14 protein-coding genes and 2 tRNA genes are annotated in these 15485 nt (G+C 56.1%); 13 read left to right on the top strand and 3 right to left on the bottom strand.

What is annotated here, in order from left to right:
• Position 1: 1 nt before the first annotated feature.
• Both D7325_RS17530 and D7325_RS17525 read left to right on the top strand, forming a co-directional pair.
• The gene (locus D7325_RS17530; protein ID WP_120997743.1) at positions 2 to 403 is read left to right on the top strand and encodes a PA2779 family protein; all 402 of its coding nucleotides are present in this window, start codon (positions 2 to 4) and stop codon (positions 401 to 403) included.
• On the top strand, positions 400 to 1377 hold the full coding sequence (locus D7325_RS17525; RefSeq protein ID WP_245962111.1) for a PA2778 family cysteine peptidase: 978 nt from the start codon (positions 400 to 402) through the stop codon (positions 1375 to 1377). Before D7325_RS17530 ends, D7325_RS17525 begins: the two co-directional genes overlap by 4 nt.
• On the opposite strand, the gene D7325_RS17520 is transcribed toward D7325_RS17525, so the two are convergent.
• Positions 1355 to 2638: an NAD(P)/FAD-dependent oxidoreductase gene (locus tag D7325_RS17520; RefSeq protein WP_120997819.1), complete on the bottom strand. Its 1284-nt coding sequence runs from the start codon at positions 2636 to 2638 to the stop codon at positions 1355 to 1357. The two genes, D7325_RS17525 and D7325_RS17520, sit on opposite strands and share 23 nt — an antisense overlap.
• Positions 2639 to 2798: 160 nt before the next feature.
• On the opposite strand from D7325_RS17520, the gene D7325_RS17515 reads away from it, so the two are divergent.
• The 11 genes from D7325_RS17515 (at position 2799) to D7325_RS17465 (ending at position 11981) form a co-directional block, all read left to right on the top strand.
• Positions 2799 to 2875: transfer RNA gene (locus D7325_RS17515), tRNA-Val, on the top strand.
• A gap of 236 nt (positions 2876 to 3111) precedes the next feature.
• Positions 3112 to 5034, top strand: a complete 1923-nt coding sequence (gene thrS / locus D7325_RS17510) for a threonine--tRNA ligase (RefSeq protein ID WP_120997741.1) — start codon at positions 3112 to 3114, stop codon at positions 5032 to 5034.
• The gene (gene infC, locus D7325_RS17505; RefSeq protein WP_177431813.1) at positions 5034 to 5585 is read left to right on the top strand and encodes a translation initiation factor IF-3; all 552 of its coding nucleotides are present in this window, start codon (positions 5034 to 5036) and stop codon (positions 5583 to 5585) included. Before thrS ends, infC begins: the two co-directional genes overlap by 1 nt.
• A gap of 59 nt (positions 5586 to 5644) precedes the next feature.
• Complete coding sequence (rpmI, locus tag D7325_RS17500; protein ID WP_120997739.1) at positions 5645 to 5839, top strand: 50S ribosomal protein L35; 195 nt, start codon at positions 5645 to 5647, stop codon at positions 5837 to 5839.
• Positions 5840 to 5860: 21 nt separating this feature from the next.
• Positions 5861 to 6217: a 50S ribosomal protein L20 gene (rplT, locus tag D7325_RS17495; RefSeq protein WP_120997738.1), complete on the top strand. Its 357-nt coding sequence runs from the start codon at positions 5861 to 5863 to the stop codon at positions 6215 to 6217.
• A 166-nt stretch (positions 6218 to 6383) separates the two neighbouring features.
• A complete protein-coding gene (gene pheS / locus D7325_RS17490; protein ID WP_120997737.1) occupies positions 6384 to 7400 on the top strand; it encodes a phenylalanine--tRNA ligase subunit alpha in 1017 nt (338 codons plus the stop codon).
• A gap of 31 nt (positions 7401 to 7431) precedes the next feature.
• The gene (pheT, locus tag D7325_RS17485) at positions 7432 to 9813 is read left to right on the top strand and encodes a phenylalanine--tRNA ligase subunit beta (protein ID WP_120997736.1); all 2382 of its coding nucleotides are present in this window, start codon (positions 7432 to 7434) and stop codon (positions 9811 to 9813) included.
• A gap of 3 nt (positions 9814 to 9816) precedes the next feature.
• Positions 9817 to 10119, top strand: coding sequence for an integration host factor subunit alpha (gene ihfA / locus D7325_RS17480; RefSeq protein WP_120997735.1), 303 nt, complete (start codon positions 9817 to 9819; stop codon positions 10117 to 10119).
• Entirely contained in the window at positions 10100 to 10456 is a 357-nt protein-coding gene (locus D7325_RS17475) for a MerR family transcriptional regulator (protein ID WP_120997734.1), read from the top strand. Before ihfA ends, D7325_RS17475 begins: the two co-directional genes overlap by 20 nt.
• A gap of 67 nt (positions 10457 to 10523) precedes the next feature.
• Positions 10524 to 10600, top strand: a tRNA-Pro gene (locus D7325_RS17470).
• Positions 10601 to 10772: 172 nt separating this feature from the next.
• Complete coding sequence (locus tag D7325_RS17465; protein WP_162988070.1) at positions 10773 to 11981, top strand: hypothetical protein; 1209 nt, start codon at positions 10773 to 10775, stop codon at positions 11979 to 11981.
• 252 nt (positions 11982 to 12233) lie between these two features.
• Here the strand turns inward: D7325_RS17465 and herA are convergent, their stop codons facing one another.
• Positions 12234 to 14069: an anti-phage-associated helicase HerA gene (herA, locus tag D7325_RS17460; protein WP_120997732.1), complete on the bottom strand. Its 1836-nt coding sequence runs from the start codon at positions 14067 to 14069 to the stop codon at positions 12234 to 12236.
• On the bottom strand, positions 14066 to 15370 hold the full coding sequence (locus tag D7325_RS17455; protein ID WP_120997731.1) for an SIR2 family anti-phage-associated protein: 1305 nt from the start codon (positions 15368 to 15370) through the stop codon (positions 14066 to 14068). The genes herA and D7325_RS17455 overlap by 4 nt, the downstream gene beginning before the upstream one ends.
• Positions 15371 to 15485 lie beyond the last annotated feature (115 nt).

Raw genomic sequence — 15485 nt, 5'->3', positions numbered from 1 at the left:
AATGATCCGTTCAAGGTGGACACGTCTGCTCAGCACTGTCCTCGCAGCGCTGCATTTGCTGTTGGTCGCCCACGTTCCGCATGTTCAAGCCGCGATGCTTTCCAATCAGGAAGTGCTGTCTTCGCATTATCAGGCGATGGACAAGCAGCAATTGCATGCGTTGCTGGATGACGAGGAAGTGGCGGCCAAGCTGCTGTCCATGGGCGTCGAGCGGGAACAGGTTGCCGAGCGAATCAACAACCTCACGCCAAGCGAGCTGGCCCAATTCAATCAGCAGCTCGAGCAGGCACCTGCCGGCGCGGGCGTGGTGGGGATCATCGTTCTGTTCCTGGTGATTTTCATCATTACCGACATGTTGTGTGCGACCAATATCTTCAACTTTGTGAACTGCATTAATCGTTGAAGGCACTCTGGCTGACCCTTTTTTGCCTATTGATGACGGGTTGTGCGGGCAGGGCACCCATCCTGCCGCACAATTCGCATTTGCCAGAGCGGGTCGAGCTAGCCGATACCCCGTTTTTTCCCCAACGTGAATATCAGTGCGGTCCCGCGGCGCTGGCGACCCTGCTGACTCATCGAGGCATAGCTATCGACCCCGAGGCCCTTCGGCAGAGCGTTTATCTGCCGGGGCGAGAGGGCAGCCTTCAGGTAGAGCTGGTCGCGGCTGCGCGAGCCGAGGGGCTTCTGGTCTATACTCTCGAGCCCACTCTCGATGCCCTGTTCGAGGAGCTGGCGAGCGGCAATCCGGTTCTTGTGCTGCAGGATCTCGGGCTAGGCATCTGGCCTCAGTGGCACTTCGCGGTCGTCATCGGTTATGACCTCGATCGGCAGGTTCTGCTGCTGCGCTCAGGAACAACGGAGCGCCTGGAGATGGGCTTTCGGCATTTTTTCGCAACCTGGGAGCCTGGTGAGCGCTGGGCCGTCGTCGTTGTCCCGCCCGACCAACTGCCGGCCACGGCAATTGAAAGGAAATGGCTGCTTGCCGCTAGCGATCTTGAGCAGGTCGGACAGACTTCTAGCGCAAACAGGGCCTACCGGGTTGCGACCGAACGTTGGCCCGGAGCCATGACTTTTTTCGCGCATGGCAACAGTGAATATCTCGTAGGGAATGACGGCAGGGCTGCGGCATCCTTCATCGCCAGTCTGCGGGCCGATCAAGACTTTCATCCGGCCTGGTTCAATCTGGCGAATGTCTTGGCCGAGGTTGGCTGTCGATCGGCATCGGAAAAAGCCCTGCATTGCGCGCGTACATTGGCGCCGCAGGAGTCCCGCTATCAAGATGCGTTGAAGCACGATGTGCCGGAGTCGGGCAGGGAGCCAATCTGCGATGTTTCGCTTCCTGCCTGCCCCGTGGTCAGAACCCCAACCGATCCCTGAGGCTGTAATAGGCGGCTCCCAGGGCGCTGAGGGGGCCTCGCAGGGAACGTCCGCCTGGGAATGGGTAGTGCGGCAAGCTGGCGAAGGCGTCAAAACGTTCGGCCTGTCCACTCAGTGCTTCGGCGAGGGCTTTTCCGGCGACGTGCGTGAAGGTCACACCGTGGCCGCTACAGCCTTGCGAATAGTAGATGTTGCTTCCGATCCGCCCCATTTGCGGTAAGCGCGAGAGCGTCAGGAGGAAGTTGCCAGTCCAGGCGTAGTCGATACGCACAGAGGCGAGCTGCGGAAAGGTCTTGAGCATCTTTGGGCGAATGATCGCGGCGATATCGCTTGGGTCCCGGGCCCCATAGACGACTCCCCCGCCATAGATGAGGCGCTTGTCGGCCGACAGGCGAAAGTAGTCCAGCAGGTAATTGCAATCTTCGACGCAATAATCCTGCGGCAACAGGTGCGAGGCGACGTCCGTGGTGAGCGGTTCGGTCGCGATGACCTGCGTACCGCACGGCATCGACTTGGCTGCAAGTTCGGGTACCAGATTGCCAAGGTACGCGTTGCCCGCTATCACGACGTAGTCGGCGGTCACGCTTCCTTGTGGAGTGCGGACGATGGGCCTAGTTTCCCGTTCGATGGCGGTAGCCGGGCTGTACTCGTAAATGGAGCCACCCAAAGACTCGATGGCTTGCGCCTCACCTAACGCCAGGTTGAGCGGATGAATGTGCCCGCCGCTGTGATCGAGCATGCCGCCGATATAGCGGTCGCAGGCGACCGCACGCCTGATGGCGTTACGGTCCAGCAGTTCGAGCGCATCGTGGCCATAGCGCCGCCATAGCGTCTGCTGGCTCTCCAGGTGGCGCATTTGTTTCGGCGTAAAAGCAGCGAACACGCCGCCGCTCTTCAGATCGCAAGCTATGGCGTAACGGGTGACAAAATCGCGAATGATCCGCCCGCCTTCGAACGCCATGTTACCGATCAGCGCCGCCTCATTGGTGGGAACCGTTTTTTCAACGACGTCCAGGTCACGGCTGTAACTGTTCACGATCTGACCACCATTTCGGCCGGATGCCCCGAAGCCTACTTTCACGGCTTCGAGGACAGCGACCTTGAAGCCTTTCTCGGCCAGGAAGAGTGCGGTTGAAAGCCCGGTGTAACCGGCCCCGACGATACAGACATCCGCTTCGATCGCTTCCTGCAGGCTTGGCCGGGGAGATGCCGGGATGGCGGTAGCCGCGTAATAGGAGGCTGGGTAGGAGGTGTTCTTCATGTTGAATGCCTTGTTCGTTATATAGAACGACATGGCATCCTACCCGGTAACCAGTCTCGGTGAAATTCCCAGCTGAGCCAAAGCCGCAGCAATTTCAGCTAGTTAGCAGAAATAAAATCTTGACGCGCCTGTTTAGCGCTGTAGAATGCGCGTCCATCGAAGGCACATAGCTCAGTTGGTTAGAGCACCACCTTGACATGGTGGGGGTCGTTGGTTCGAATCCAATTGTGCCTACCAAATACCGCTTGGGCGGACTGCAAAGGGCGATCTTGGATCGCCCTTTGTTGTTTCATGGCTGGCGAAAACCCAGGCATGGTCGCTTCGAGAGCTAGGTTTCCAGTGATTGCGAGCCGTTGAGGTAGTTCTTGGTGCCAGCCATTGTGAGGCGGGCTTACTTCCTTACGGGTCGCTAACTGGCTCATCCCAACCCATGTGGCCTTTGGTAGGGGTCACCACTAGGACAGGAGGCAGCCATGCCCACCATTACTCTTCCTGACGGCAGTCAGCGCGCGTTCGATAAGTCGGTTTCCGTTCTGGAGGTCGCCCAATCGATCGGTGCCGGCCTCGCCAAGGCCACCTTGGCCGGTAAGGTCAACGGTAAGCTGGTCGACGCTTGCGACCTGATCGAACAGGACGCCACGCTGCAAATCATCACCCCGAAGGACGAAGAGGGTCTGGAGATCATCCGGCACTCCTGTGCGCATCTGGTCGGGCATGCGGTCAAGCAGTTGTTTCCGTCGGCTAAGATGGTCATCGGTCCGGTGATCGATGAGGGCTTCTATTACGATATCGCCTTCGAGCGCCCCTTCACGCCGGATGACATGGCGGCGATCGAACAGCGGATGCGCGAACTGATCGACAAGGATTACGACGTCATCAAGCGAATGACGCCTCGTGCCGAGGTGGTGGACGTGTTCGCCTCGAGGGGTGAGGACTACAAGCTGCGCCTGATCGACGACATGCCTGACGAGCAGGCGATGGGGCTGTACTACCACGAAGAATACGTCGACATGTGTCGTGGGCCGCACGTCCCCAACACGCGTTTCCTCAAGGCGTTCAAGCTAACCAAGCTCTCGGGCGCCTACTGGCGCGGCGACTCCAAGAACGAGCAGCTCCAGCGCATTTACGGCACGGCGTGGGCTGATAAAAAGCAGCTGGCGGCTTACGTTCAACGTATCGAAGAAGCCGAAAAGCGGGACCATCGCAAGCTCGGGAAGCGCCTGGATCTTTTCCATACGCAGGAAGAAGCGCCAGGAATGGTGTTCTGGCACCCGAACGGGTGGACGATTTATCAGGTGCTTGAGCAGTACATGCGCGGCATCCAGCGAGACCACGGTTATCTGGAAATACGTACACCGCAGGTTGTTGATCGCTCCCTTTGGGAGAAGTCCGGGCACTGGGCGAACTATGCCGAGAACATGTTCACGACCGAATCCGAAAGCCGCGATTATGCAATCAAACCCATGAATTGCCCCTGCCATGTGCAGGTGTTCAACCAGGGGCTGAAGAGCTATCGCGAGCTGCCGTTGCGGCTCGCCGAGTTTGGTGCCTGTCATCGGAACGAGCCGTCAGGCGCGCTGCATGGGATCATGCGGGTGCGCGCATTCACTCAGGACGATGCGCACATTTTCTGTACTGAAGAGCAGATGCAGGCCGAGTCCGCGTCGTTTATCAAGCTCACGCAAGCGGTCTATGCGGATTTTGGTTTCCACGACATTCAGCTCAAGCTTTCGACTCGCCCGGCCAAGCGTGTTGGGTCGGATGAGTTGTGGGATCGGGCCGAGGCGGCGCTTGCTGCAGCGCTCGAAAGCGCAGGGCTTCCGTATGATCTGCAGCCGGGTGAAGGTGCGTTCTACGGTCCCAAGATTGAATTCTCCCTGAAGGATTGCCTCGGTCGTGTCTGGCAATGTGGTACGTTGCAGCTGGATTTCAACTTGCCGGTGCGTCTTGGCGCTGAGTATGTCGGCGAGGATAACGGCCGCAAGCATCCGGTCATGCTGCACCGAGCCATTCTCGGATCGTTCGAACGGTTCATCGGTATCCTGATCGAGCATTACGAAGGCGCGTTTCCGGCGTGGCTGGCGCCTGTGCAGGCGGCGATTCTGAACATCACCGATAAACAGGCCGGGTTTGCTGGTGAGGTGGAGAAAACGCTCAATCAAAGCGGATTTCGTGCCAAGGCTGACTTGAGAAACGAAAAGATCGGTTTTAAAATCCGCGAGCATACCTTGCTCAAGATTCCCTATCTCTTGGTTATCGGAGACAGGGAGGTTGAGACACGTTCCGTCGCAGTGCGCACCCGTGAGGGCGTCGATCTCGGCAGCATGCCGCTTGATCGCTTTCAGGATTTGCTGATGCAGGCGGTTGCCCGGCGTGGTCGCCAAGAGTTGGAGTAATCATTATTAAGCGTGAAATGAGACAAGATAAACGAGCTCAACCCAGAGCCCCGATCAACGAGAACATCTCGGCACGCGAGGTTCGTTTAATTGGTGCGGATGGCGAGCAAATCGGCATCGTCTCGATTGATGAAGCGCTTCGTGTAGCAGAAGAAGCCAAGCTGGATCTGGTGGAAATTTCCGCCGATGCCGTGCCTCCCGTATGTCGAATCATGGACTATGGCAAGCATCTCTTCGAAAAGAAGAAGCAGGTGGCTGCGGCTAAGAAGAACCAGAAGCAGGTTCAAGTCAAAGAAATCAAGTTTCGCCCAGGGACGGAAGAGGGGGATTATCAGGTCAAGCTTCGTAACCTGGTACGTTTCCTTAGCGATGGGGACAGGGCCAAGGTATCCTTGCGGTTCCGCGGTCGTGAGATGGCACATCAGGAGTTGGGAATGGAGCTGTTGAAGCGGGTCGAGAACGATCTCGCTGAATATGGTTCCGTTGAACAGCATCCCAAGATGGAAGGACGCCAGCTGATCATGGTCATCGCTCCCAAGAAGAAAAAGTAACCTACAGGGCACTGGCAGGCCTTGCGGTTATTTGTAATCACTCTACTGGAGTACCGAACATGCCAAAGATGAAGACCAAAAGTGGCGCTGCGAAGCGCTTCAAGAAGACTGCTGGTGGCCTCAAGCACAAGCATGCCTTCAAGAGCCACATCCTGACCAAGATGTCGACCAAGCGTAAGCGTCAGCTACGCGGCACCTCAATGCTGCATCCGTCTGACGTTGCTCGTGCCGAGCGTTCCCTGCGCCTGCGTTGATACCTTAGAGAGGACTGAAAAATGGCTCGTGTTAAGCGTGGCGTAATCGCCCGTGCTCGTCACAAGAAAATCCTGAAGCTTGCAAAAGGCTACTACGGTGCGCGCTCGCGCGTATTCCGCGTCGCCAAGCAGGCGGTTATCAAGGCAGGCCAATATGCCTACCGTGACCGTCGTCAGCGCAAGCGTCAGTTCCGCGCACTGTGGATTGCTCGTATCAATGCTGGTGCTCGTCAGAACGGCCTGTCCTACAGCCGTCTGATTGCTGGCTTGAAGAAATCGGCAATCGAGATCGATCGCAAGGTGCTGGCTGACCTGGCAGTAAACGAGAAGTCGGCGTTTGCTGCGATTGTCGAGAAAGCAAAAGCATCCTTGGCTTGAGTCCTTGCGACAATCACGAATCGTCTGATTCGGTGTGATGTTTTCGATAGGGGAAGAGCCTGTGCTCTTCCCCTATTTCGTATTGGAAATGGGTTTTTGACAAAACGCCGCAACAGAAGGGCCCTTGGGTCAATGCGTCGTTCTGCAAGAACCTCCGGAGGTTGCAATGGAAAATTTGGATGCGCTGACCGCGAAGGCTATAGAAGGTGCGCAGGCGAGCGAGGACATCGGCTCTCTCGAGCTGATTCGAGTTCAGTACCTCGGAAAAAAAGGGGAACTGACGCAGCTGATGCAAATGCTTGGCAAGCTCCCAGCCGAAGAGCGGCCGAACGCAGGCGCGCTTATTAATGAAGCGAAGGCCCGTGTCCAAGACGTACTTAATGCACGCCGTACAGCATTGGAAAAAGCAGCGCTGGATGCTCGGCTGGCGTCCGAGACGATAGATGTCACGCTACCGGGGCGCGGCCAGGTCTCCGGCGGATTACATCCGATCACGCGAACGATGGAGCGCATCGAGCGATTCTTCAGCCATATTGGCTACAGCGTCGCGCAAGGCCCTGAAGTCGAGGATGACTACCATAACTTCGAGGCGCTCAATATTCCGGGTCACCACCCTGCCCGGGCGATGCATGACACGTTTTACTTCAATGCCAACATGCTTTTGCGAACCCACACCTCGCCGGTTCAGGTGCGGACGATGGAAAGCAGCGAACCGCCGATTCGTATCGTCTGTCCGGGCCGAGTGTATCGGTGTGATTCGGATATCACTCATTCGCCCATGTTTCATCAGGTCGAAGGCCTGTTGGTAGACGAGGGGATCAGCTTCGCTGATCTCAAAGGCACGATCGAAGAGTTCCTTCGGGTGTTTTTCGAGAAGCCGCTTGGCGTGCGGTTTCGTCCATCCTTCTTTCCTTTCACCGAGCCTTCGGCAGAGGTGGACATGCAGTGCGTGATGTGCGCCGGGAAGGGGTGCCGAGTGTGCAAGCAGACCGGCTGGCTCGAAGTCATGGGATGCGGAATGGTTCATCCGAACGTGCTGAGCATGTCTGGCATTGATGCGGAACGATATCAAGGCTTTGCATTCGGCATGGGCGTCGAGCGGCTTGCAATGCTCCGCTACGGTGTGAATGACCTGCGTTTGTTCTTCGACAACGACTTGAGATTTTTGGCCCAGTTCCGCTAGTACCGGCCACATAGAGTTTTCAGGAGCACAAATGAAATTCAGTGAACAGTGGCTGCGCGCTTGGGTTAAACCGCCGGTGGGACGCGAGGAGCTCGTTGCCCGCCTTTCTATGGTTGGCCTCGAGGTTGATTCGGTATCTCCCGTAGCTGGCGCTTTCTCCGGCGTGGTCGTTGGCGAAGTCATCGAAACCGAGCAACATCCGGCAGCGGACAAGCTTCGGGTTTGCAGGGTCAGCGATGGTCAGGATACGCATCAGGTGGTCTGCGGCGCGCCTAATGTCCGGCCGGGTTTAAAAATTCCTTTCGCAAAGATCGGCGCGCAATTGCCCGATGATTTCACGATCAAGAAGGCAAAGCTTCGGGGTGTCGAATCCAACGGCATGCTGTGCTCGGAAGCCGAGTTGCGCATCGGAGACGACGACGGCGGGCTGATGGAGCTGACGCCCAGTGCGCCAGTGGGCATGGACCTCCGGTCGTTTCTCGATCTTGACGATGCTGTTATCGAGATCGGTCTGACGCCTAATCGTGGGGACTGCCTTTCCATAGCTGGGCTCGCTCGCGAGGTGGGTGCTGTCTACGGGGTACCGGTTTCCGCCGAGCTCATCGAACCGGTTCAGCCTTCGTGCCAAGACGCGTTACCTATCGAAGTGGCCGCCCCGAAGGTTTGTCCACGTTATCTCGGTCGGGTCATTCGCAACGTCAATTTGTCTCGGCCTGCACCGCAATGGCTGATCGAGCGGCTGCGGCGCTCGGACATCCGTAGCATCGATGCGGTAGTCGATATCACCAACTACGTAATGCTCGAGCTGGGACAGCCGATGCATGCATTCGACGTTGCCGAAATCAAGGGGGGCGTCAGCGTGCGCATGGCAGAGGAAGGTGAAAAGCTGACCCTGCTGGACGGACGTGAAGTTAGCCTAGGTTCCGACACCCTGGTCATTGCTGATCACGAGCGTCCGCTAGCTATCGCGGGAGTCATGGGCGGAGAGCACAGCGGAGTGTCGAGCACGACCCGGGACATATTTTTGGAAAGCGCTTTTTTCGATCCTGTGGCACTTGCCGGAAAAGCGCGCGCCTATGGCCTGCATACCGATTCGTCCCATCGTTTCGAGCGGGGCGTCGATTTCGATCTTCCGCGCAAGGCAATGGAAAGGGCAACGATCTTGTTGCTTGAGATTGTAGGCGGTGAGCCTGGCCCTGTTGTAGAAGTCAGCAGCCCTGATGATCTTCCGCAGCGCGCGCCGATTACGCTACGAGCCGAGCGAATTACCCAGATGCTGGGCCTTGCACTCGACGAACAGCAAATCGAGCGGTCATTGACTGCGTTGGGGCTTGAGGTTGAGCGACTGACGTCAGCTCAGGCTTGGAAGGTCATCGCGCCCAGTCATCGCTTCGATTTGGCGATCGAGGTCGATCTCATCGAGGAATTGGGACGCCTGTATGGCTACGATCGATTGCCGGTTCGTTATCCGCAGGCCCGTCTCGCTCCGAAGGCTCGGCCGGAAACTTCGGTGGAACTATCCGATCTGCGGCGCCTCCTGATCGCACGTGGCTATCAAGAGGCAATCACCTATAGCTTCATTGATCCTGAATTGATGCGGCTGTTCGCGCCTGCTGAGGAGCCCCTACTGCTGGCGAATCCGATTTCATCGGATATGGCGGCAATGCGGGTTTCGCTATGGCCGGGGCTCGTTAAGGCGCTGCAATACAATCTCAACCGGCAGCAGTCACGTGTACGTCTTTTCGAAGCTGGAATGCGCTTCGTAGGTCAGTTGGACCAACTGAAACAGGAGAATGTCATCGCCGGGCTGGCTTGCGGCAGCCGCTTGCCGGAAGGCTGGGCCAATGGACAGGAGAACATCGACTTCTTCGATATGAAGGCTGATACCGAGGCGTTGCTTGGCGCTACCGGCGATACCAGCGCGTTTCGCTTCTGCGCAGGTGAGCATCCGGCCTTGCATCCGGGGCAAACGGCGCGCATCGAGCGCAATGGTGTCTTGATTGGTTACGTTGGCGCGCTGCACCCGGAACTCGCGCGTACGCTGGGCATCGAGCAGCCGGTCTATCTATTTGAGTTGCTTATGGCAGGCCTCTCTGAGGGTTGCCTACCGGCGTTCACTGAGCTGTCGCGCTTCCCTGAAGTACGTCGGGATTTGGCTATCTTGGTCCCGCGAGCGGTTGCTGCCGATGACTTGGTGCAGAACATTCGAACCGTGGCCGGAGAATGGCTCTCGGATCTCAAGCTTTTTGATGTTTACCAAGGAAAAGGTATTGATCCGCTTAGCAAAAGTGTGGCAGTCGGCTTGACCTGGCAACACCCATCACGCACTCTAACCGACGAAGAAGTGAGTAGCGCAATGCAGCGAATTCTCACGTCCCTGGAAGAAGCGTTCAACGCCACGTTAAGGAAATAGCCTATGGCGGCTCTGACGAAAGCTGAAATGGCGGAACGTCTATATGAAGAGCTAGGCCTGAACAAGCGAGAGGCCAAGGAGCTGGTCGAACTATTTTTCGAAGAAATCCGGCAGGCGCTGGAGCATAACGAGCAGGTGAAGCTGTCAGGATTCGGCAACTTCGATTTGCGCGACAAGCGTCAGCGCCCCGGGCGTAATCCCAAGACAGGGGAGGAAATCCCCATAACTGCACGACGGGTCGTTACATTCCGACCGGGCCAAAAACTTAAAGCAAGGGTTGAGGCCTATGCTGGAACCAAGCCATAACAACGAATTGCCTGCTATTCCGGGCAAGCGTTACTTCACCATTGGCGAAGTTAGCGAGCTCTGTGCAGTCAAGCCGCATGTTCTGCGTTATTGGGAACAGGAGTTCCCGCAGCTTAATCCGGTAAAGCGCCGCGGTAACCGACGCTATTACCAACATCAAGACGTACTGATGATTCGCCAGATCCGATCGCTTCTGTATGACCAAGGCTTCACGATCGGTGGTGCACGCCAGAGACTGGTTGGCGACGAGAAGCACGATGACGCTTCGGAATACCGCCAACTGGTACGCCAAATGATCCTGGAGCTTGAGCAGCTATTGGATGTGCTACGCGCCTGAATCCAAAATGTTTTACTTATCAGCAAATTAAGGTATATTGCCGTCCGCCGCTGAAAGGTGGCAATGTCGGGGCGTAGCGCAGCCTGGTAGCGCACTTGCATGGGGTGCAAGGGGTCGAGTGTTCGAATCACTCCGTCCCGACCAAAAAACCTCAAGAAATCCAGTCACTTAGCGGTGGCTGGATTTTTTTATTTCTGGCCCCTGCAAAATTCCTGCAAAATTTCAGCAAAACCCCTCTAGTTATGGTGTCGGGCGTGCGTTGAGTTCTGTCTGGACTGGAAGCGCCACTTGTACCGTTTGGGCAAAGGGAAACAGCATGGATCGCCTGTTTGCAAACCTGTCGCCAGAGGAGCTCTATGAGCACCTTCAATCTCTGGACGATGGTGAGAAAACTATCAGGGTTGTTGGAAACACTGCATTACTCCCTTCTCTCGGCGCTGTATACAAATTGCTTCATACCTCTCGCGAGGCGGTATGGGATGCCACGCGGGCAGAGCGACCATATTTGCCCGTCGCAAAGACGATGTCTAAGGCCTGGTGCAGCCCGGGTACGTGCCTTGGACGCAGTGCTTTTGTTCGAATAATGCGGGCAGCACAGAGCGCGGGATTATCTGGTGTGCTCTCTGGATTTCTCGATCTGGATTACCTCTGGCCGCCCGGCAATGAATGGGCTGGACTGCTTGCCAGTGATTTTTTCTCTCAGGATGTCTCGAAGAAATTTTGGATCGCCTTCGTCAAGGAGGCGATGCACCTCAATGCAATTGATCTTCATCCAGATCTTGGCCGGTTGAGGCGGTGGAAGGTTTACGCGCATTCGTCGACAGTGAATCGTTTTGGCTGTCCAGCAATGCGGGAGGCTCTAATTGCGCGCTTAGCTGTGCTCTCCTCTGATAAGGAGGCTGAGCTCGACCCTATGCTCAACCGTGCGCACGTCGTCGACACTCTTGCAGTCCTAATGCGCCTTCTAGCGTGGTGTGTTGCAGATTTAACGATGGGGTTATGGGAACAGGTTGAACGGGACGGGATGGCTCATGATATTCCGCTCCAGGAGCTGATACCTGCATTTGATGATATCGCTCAGGAGTGGAGCAGTCCTATGCAATCTGCGCTTGATCGTCTAGCCAAAATGGCTGGTTGGCAGCAGAAGCAGAAAGCAACCAGATTTCTGGGGCAGCTTTGGGGGCGCGAGGGTGGGGTGGATAGTGTCGAATCCCGCATGAGGCTGCTGCGCTACTGGGTACAGCTGAAAAAGGGTCGCCCTGATTTCAAGACATTTTTGGGGCTTTCGAGGGTGATCGCGGCTGAAAAGCTTCGCTCTGCGGACGTTGATAAGGACGCCATGGAGCACTTTGCCTGGTATCAGGCTGTCATTTTGCGAGTTGCTGAGACCCTAACGCTTGTACGGTTAGACCTCAGCAAAAAAGGTTATACGACTGCGGAGCTCTCTGAACTGATGTCGATTTATGAACATGAGTTTTGTACTGCGCGTGACTTGCTTGGCAAGCCCATACAATCAGCTGATTGAGTAGCTGGACGTTTTAGGCAAACACTTTCCCACCCCAATTTCACTCTACCTGAACTAGCATTTGTATCGAATTTTTACCCGTATCATCATGGCAGTGCATGGCTGGAACTCCCGAAGCAGCCAGTCTCGATAGGCCTCAATCGGCAGCCTTGCAAGTTATAGATCAAGGGTTCGTCTGACGCAGCCATTCCCGACTCTCAGCGCAACTTTCGGATAATAGATAGAAGTCGACAGCTACAATCCCAGCTGTTGCTAGAATGGCACATCACCGTCGTATAAGAGTTCAGGTGGCGATTCGTTCCATGGACGGGGCGGAGCCGCAGGGAGTGGTGCTGGTGGCGGCGCTTCAGATCTTCTAGTTGCCCAGCCGCTGAAATCAGCATCACCCGAATGTGGCGTGGGGCACGCTTCAGCAGCACGAACCAGTGTTGGCATAGCAATGCTTCCGCCGAAAACAACCGCCGTCTGCCTTGGTAAGCCCGCAATACGGCGAATTTCTCGCCGATCAGCCCATTCGCTGGCCGACTGAATCGCCGCCAAGTCTTTTTCAGATGTCAGCCTGAAGGAGACCCAGTTGTTGCACTGCGAAAGAACCGTGGGAGATATCTCTGACGGCCTCTGCGTACTCAACCAAAGCGCAAGGCCAAACTTCCGGCCTTCTTTTGCGAGCCGTTCATACGCAAGTGAATTTTCACCTGCGTTCTCGCCAGATCCAATAGGGCGCAGGTAATGGTGGGCCTCCTCCAGAACGAGCAGGGTAGGGATCTTGTTCTCCTGCCCTCTCCGAAAAAGCTCGTAGGCGTAAAGCTCCAAAAGTGACCCGAGGATGAACGGGGTGAGATCGTGCGATAAATGCCGCAGGTTTAGGATGTGTACCCGCCATGGCACATCCTGACCGCCAAACACCTCCTCCACCAGGTTAGTAGATTCATGCGCCCAGTTGAGCGGAGTCCCAGTTCCTGCCCCACCGTCTACATCCACGACAGAGCGGAACATGGGATCCTCAGCGAAACGATTGATCCTGGTGATCAGTGGCGAAATGTTTGAATAGCTGAATGCATTTCTCTCTACCCCATTCCTCGGAGAGGGTTGTATCCCGTGACTTTCAGCTACGAGTGACGCGAGAGCAGCCATATGAGGCCAAACTGTAGCTGCGTCAGCCTGGCCATTGCGGAGCTGCTGAATTCGCCTATCAGCTTCAGCTGCACCTCCCTGACGGCAATCGTCGAACAGGAAGGGCACTGTGTCATTCACCAAACCAGCCCCCTTCTGTTGGGGAAACCAGCGGACTTGGTGTAAGTGCTCCAGTGCGAATGTTAGCGCTGGTCGCTGTGTTTTTTCGCTAGGAATTAAAAGTCTATTGAGGCCGTGCCGCCCCAGTGCGTAGTAAGGAATCTTAAAGCGGCTCGGCCCCCCTCCAATGGTCGTGCATTTCACGGCACCGTCTGGAAGCTCTGGAACGTTGAGCGCAGCTTCGTACTCACCATTGATATCGAAGACAACAATCCGCGCACGGGGCAGTTTCACTATCTGCTGGAGCACCGCTGCTGTGAAGCAGCTCTTACCCTGGCCCGAACTGCCCAGCACCGCGACATGTCTTGAGATCAAATTTTTGAGCCCCACATTCAAGCTGCCGCCCCCACGTAAGTCATCACCCAACTTAAGTGGAATGTCTTCCTCATCGTCAGAGCACAGGATAGCGGCCAGTTCCTCCGTGCTCAGAGGGAAGGCTTCAGCTCCAAGCGGAGGGGTTGCGAGTGAGTCACTGGTAAAGCGCGGTTTACCTTCTACTCTCGACAGCCGTCCAACGACAGCACCTGAAATGTTACGCAGCGGCTCAGTTTGATGAGTGCTAGAACCTATCCCCAGTCGATGCGCCTCGCGAGGCTCGTCGAAGCTGAGGGAGACAACCTTCATTATCAGAGCCCGGCTTCCGGCATCCAGTACCAACAGGCTACCCACCTCCGTCACTGACGATACGCCCTGGGCATGCGATGCTAACTGACCTCGGTGCATATCAAGCAAATTGAGGGTAATATCTGATCCTTCAATTCTGACCACATAACCGACGGGAAGGCGCCCTTTCATGGCCCAATCCTCGGTGCTGCTGCCTCGTTTTTAAGGTCACGCGGTTCCCGCAAAGCCTTCTCAAATTTGCGCATGTCCTCGTCATATATGAGAGGGTCAGGCAGATGACGCGCGAGCGAATCAATGTAAGCGTGAGCGGAACCACCACCCACCACAGTGATACGTGGGTTCTTCAATGAAAGTAATTTTCGCAATGCCGGCGGCAGGCTCTCATCAGCCGAATCGCCGTTAAACCCGGAGGAGTAGACGACCAACTGGAGCGTGGGGTTGAGCAAAGCCGACCTAATCAGCCGATTGATATGCTCATCCCCAAATCCGTAGCCACATAAGATCAAGCAGCTCTGCGGTTTGGACATGAACTCTGCAAACCGGCGGAAAAGCTCTCCTAGAACGTAGCCGATGGTATCCATGTACTTCGCTGCCCTCGGCATCACCATCAGGCCCAAATCTTCGCCGTCCCGCTCATCCATGAATGCTTCAATGCGTTGATGGGCAAGCGGCGCAGACACCTCAAATACCTGGCCGCTCTCTTGCTTCCAAGTCAATGACCCGTGCAGTTTTACGAGATAGATGTTATAGACGCCGAATCTAGCTTCGCCCCTAGCTTGGGTATTTCGGAAGCCAAGGTCGAAGCTCTGCGGGGAAAATCGCCGGGTGTGGATGCCTAGGAAGCCGTTAGAGACCTGTAGATCAATGGATTCCGCTGCCCACTCGATGGCTAGGTCATAATTTGTGGTGAACACCCAAGGGGATGACTGGCCCGGTTGGCGAGCCGAAACCAGCTTCTGAAGAATTGTCCGCTGGCTCGCAAGACCATCGTCGTCCGACTCAACGCCGCTGGGGGAGAGCCACCATTGCTGCTGGAGTAAGGCAGCGCTGACAACGGCTCTAAAAAGTGCCCCTTTGACCTTTTTCAGGTCGCTGAGGTTTTCCTTCAGCTCCCGCTCGCCTGGCGCATAGTCAATCGGATCATCGCCGAACATGCCCATTTGCCGAGTCCAGTCGGACAGGGCGATTTCGAGGCTATCGATTAGAATCTCGAAGTTAGGTGTAACGGGATTTGGAAGCGTGGTGGCATCCTCTCGGATGAAGCCATGCTCCACCATCCAGGCAGCGTCTACTGGACACTCCGTAACAAACTTAGTCCAAAGCGCGATCATCGTAAGGCCGCCAGCAGCTACTGATGCGCCTGCGCCTAAAAGGAGGCCGATGTTTTCTAGTCTCAGGAGAGAAGCGAGATGTGCCTCAAGCTCCGTTTCATCTGCTAAAGCAGTACCGCCGCGAATTGCTGCAAAAGGCATCCTGTCCCCCGAAGAGCGCTGATCCAGTCCATGGGCGCGCGATGCAGCTCAAGACGTGGACGTCCTCAGGCAGGCTACTGAATTGCTATCACACTGTCCACGCCGCTATAAATAT

Origin of the sequence: Stutzerimonas urumqiensis (assembly GCF_003640395.1) — a bacterium.
Taxonomy (GTDB): Bacteria; Pseudomonadota; Gammaproteobacteria; order Pseudomonadales; family Pseudomonadaceae; genus Stutzerimonas; species Stutzerimonas urumqiensis.
The sequence above is the reverse complement of the archived record's forward strand: the minus strand, read 5'-3'. Positions and strand labels throughout refer to the sequence as shown.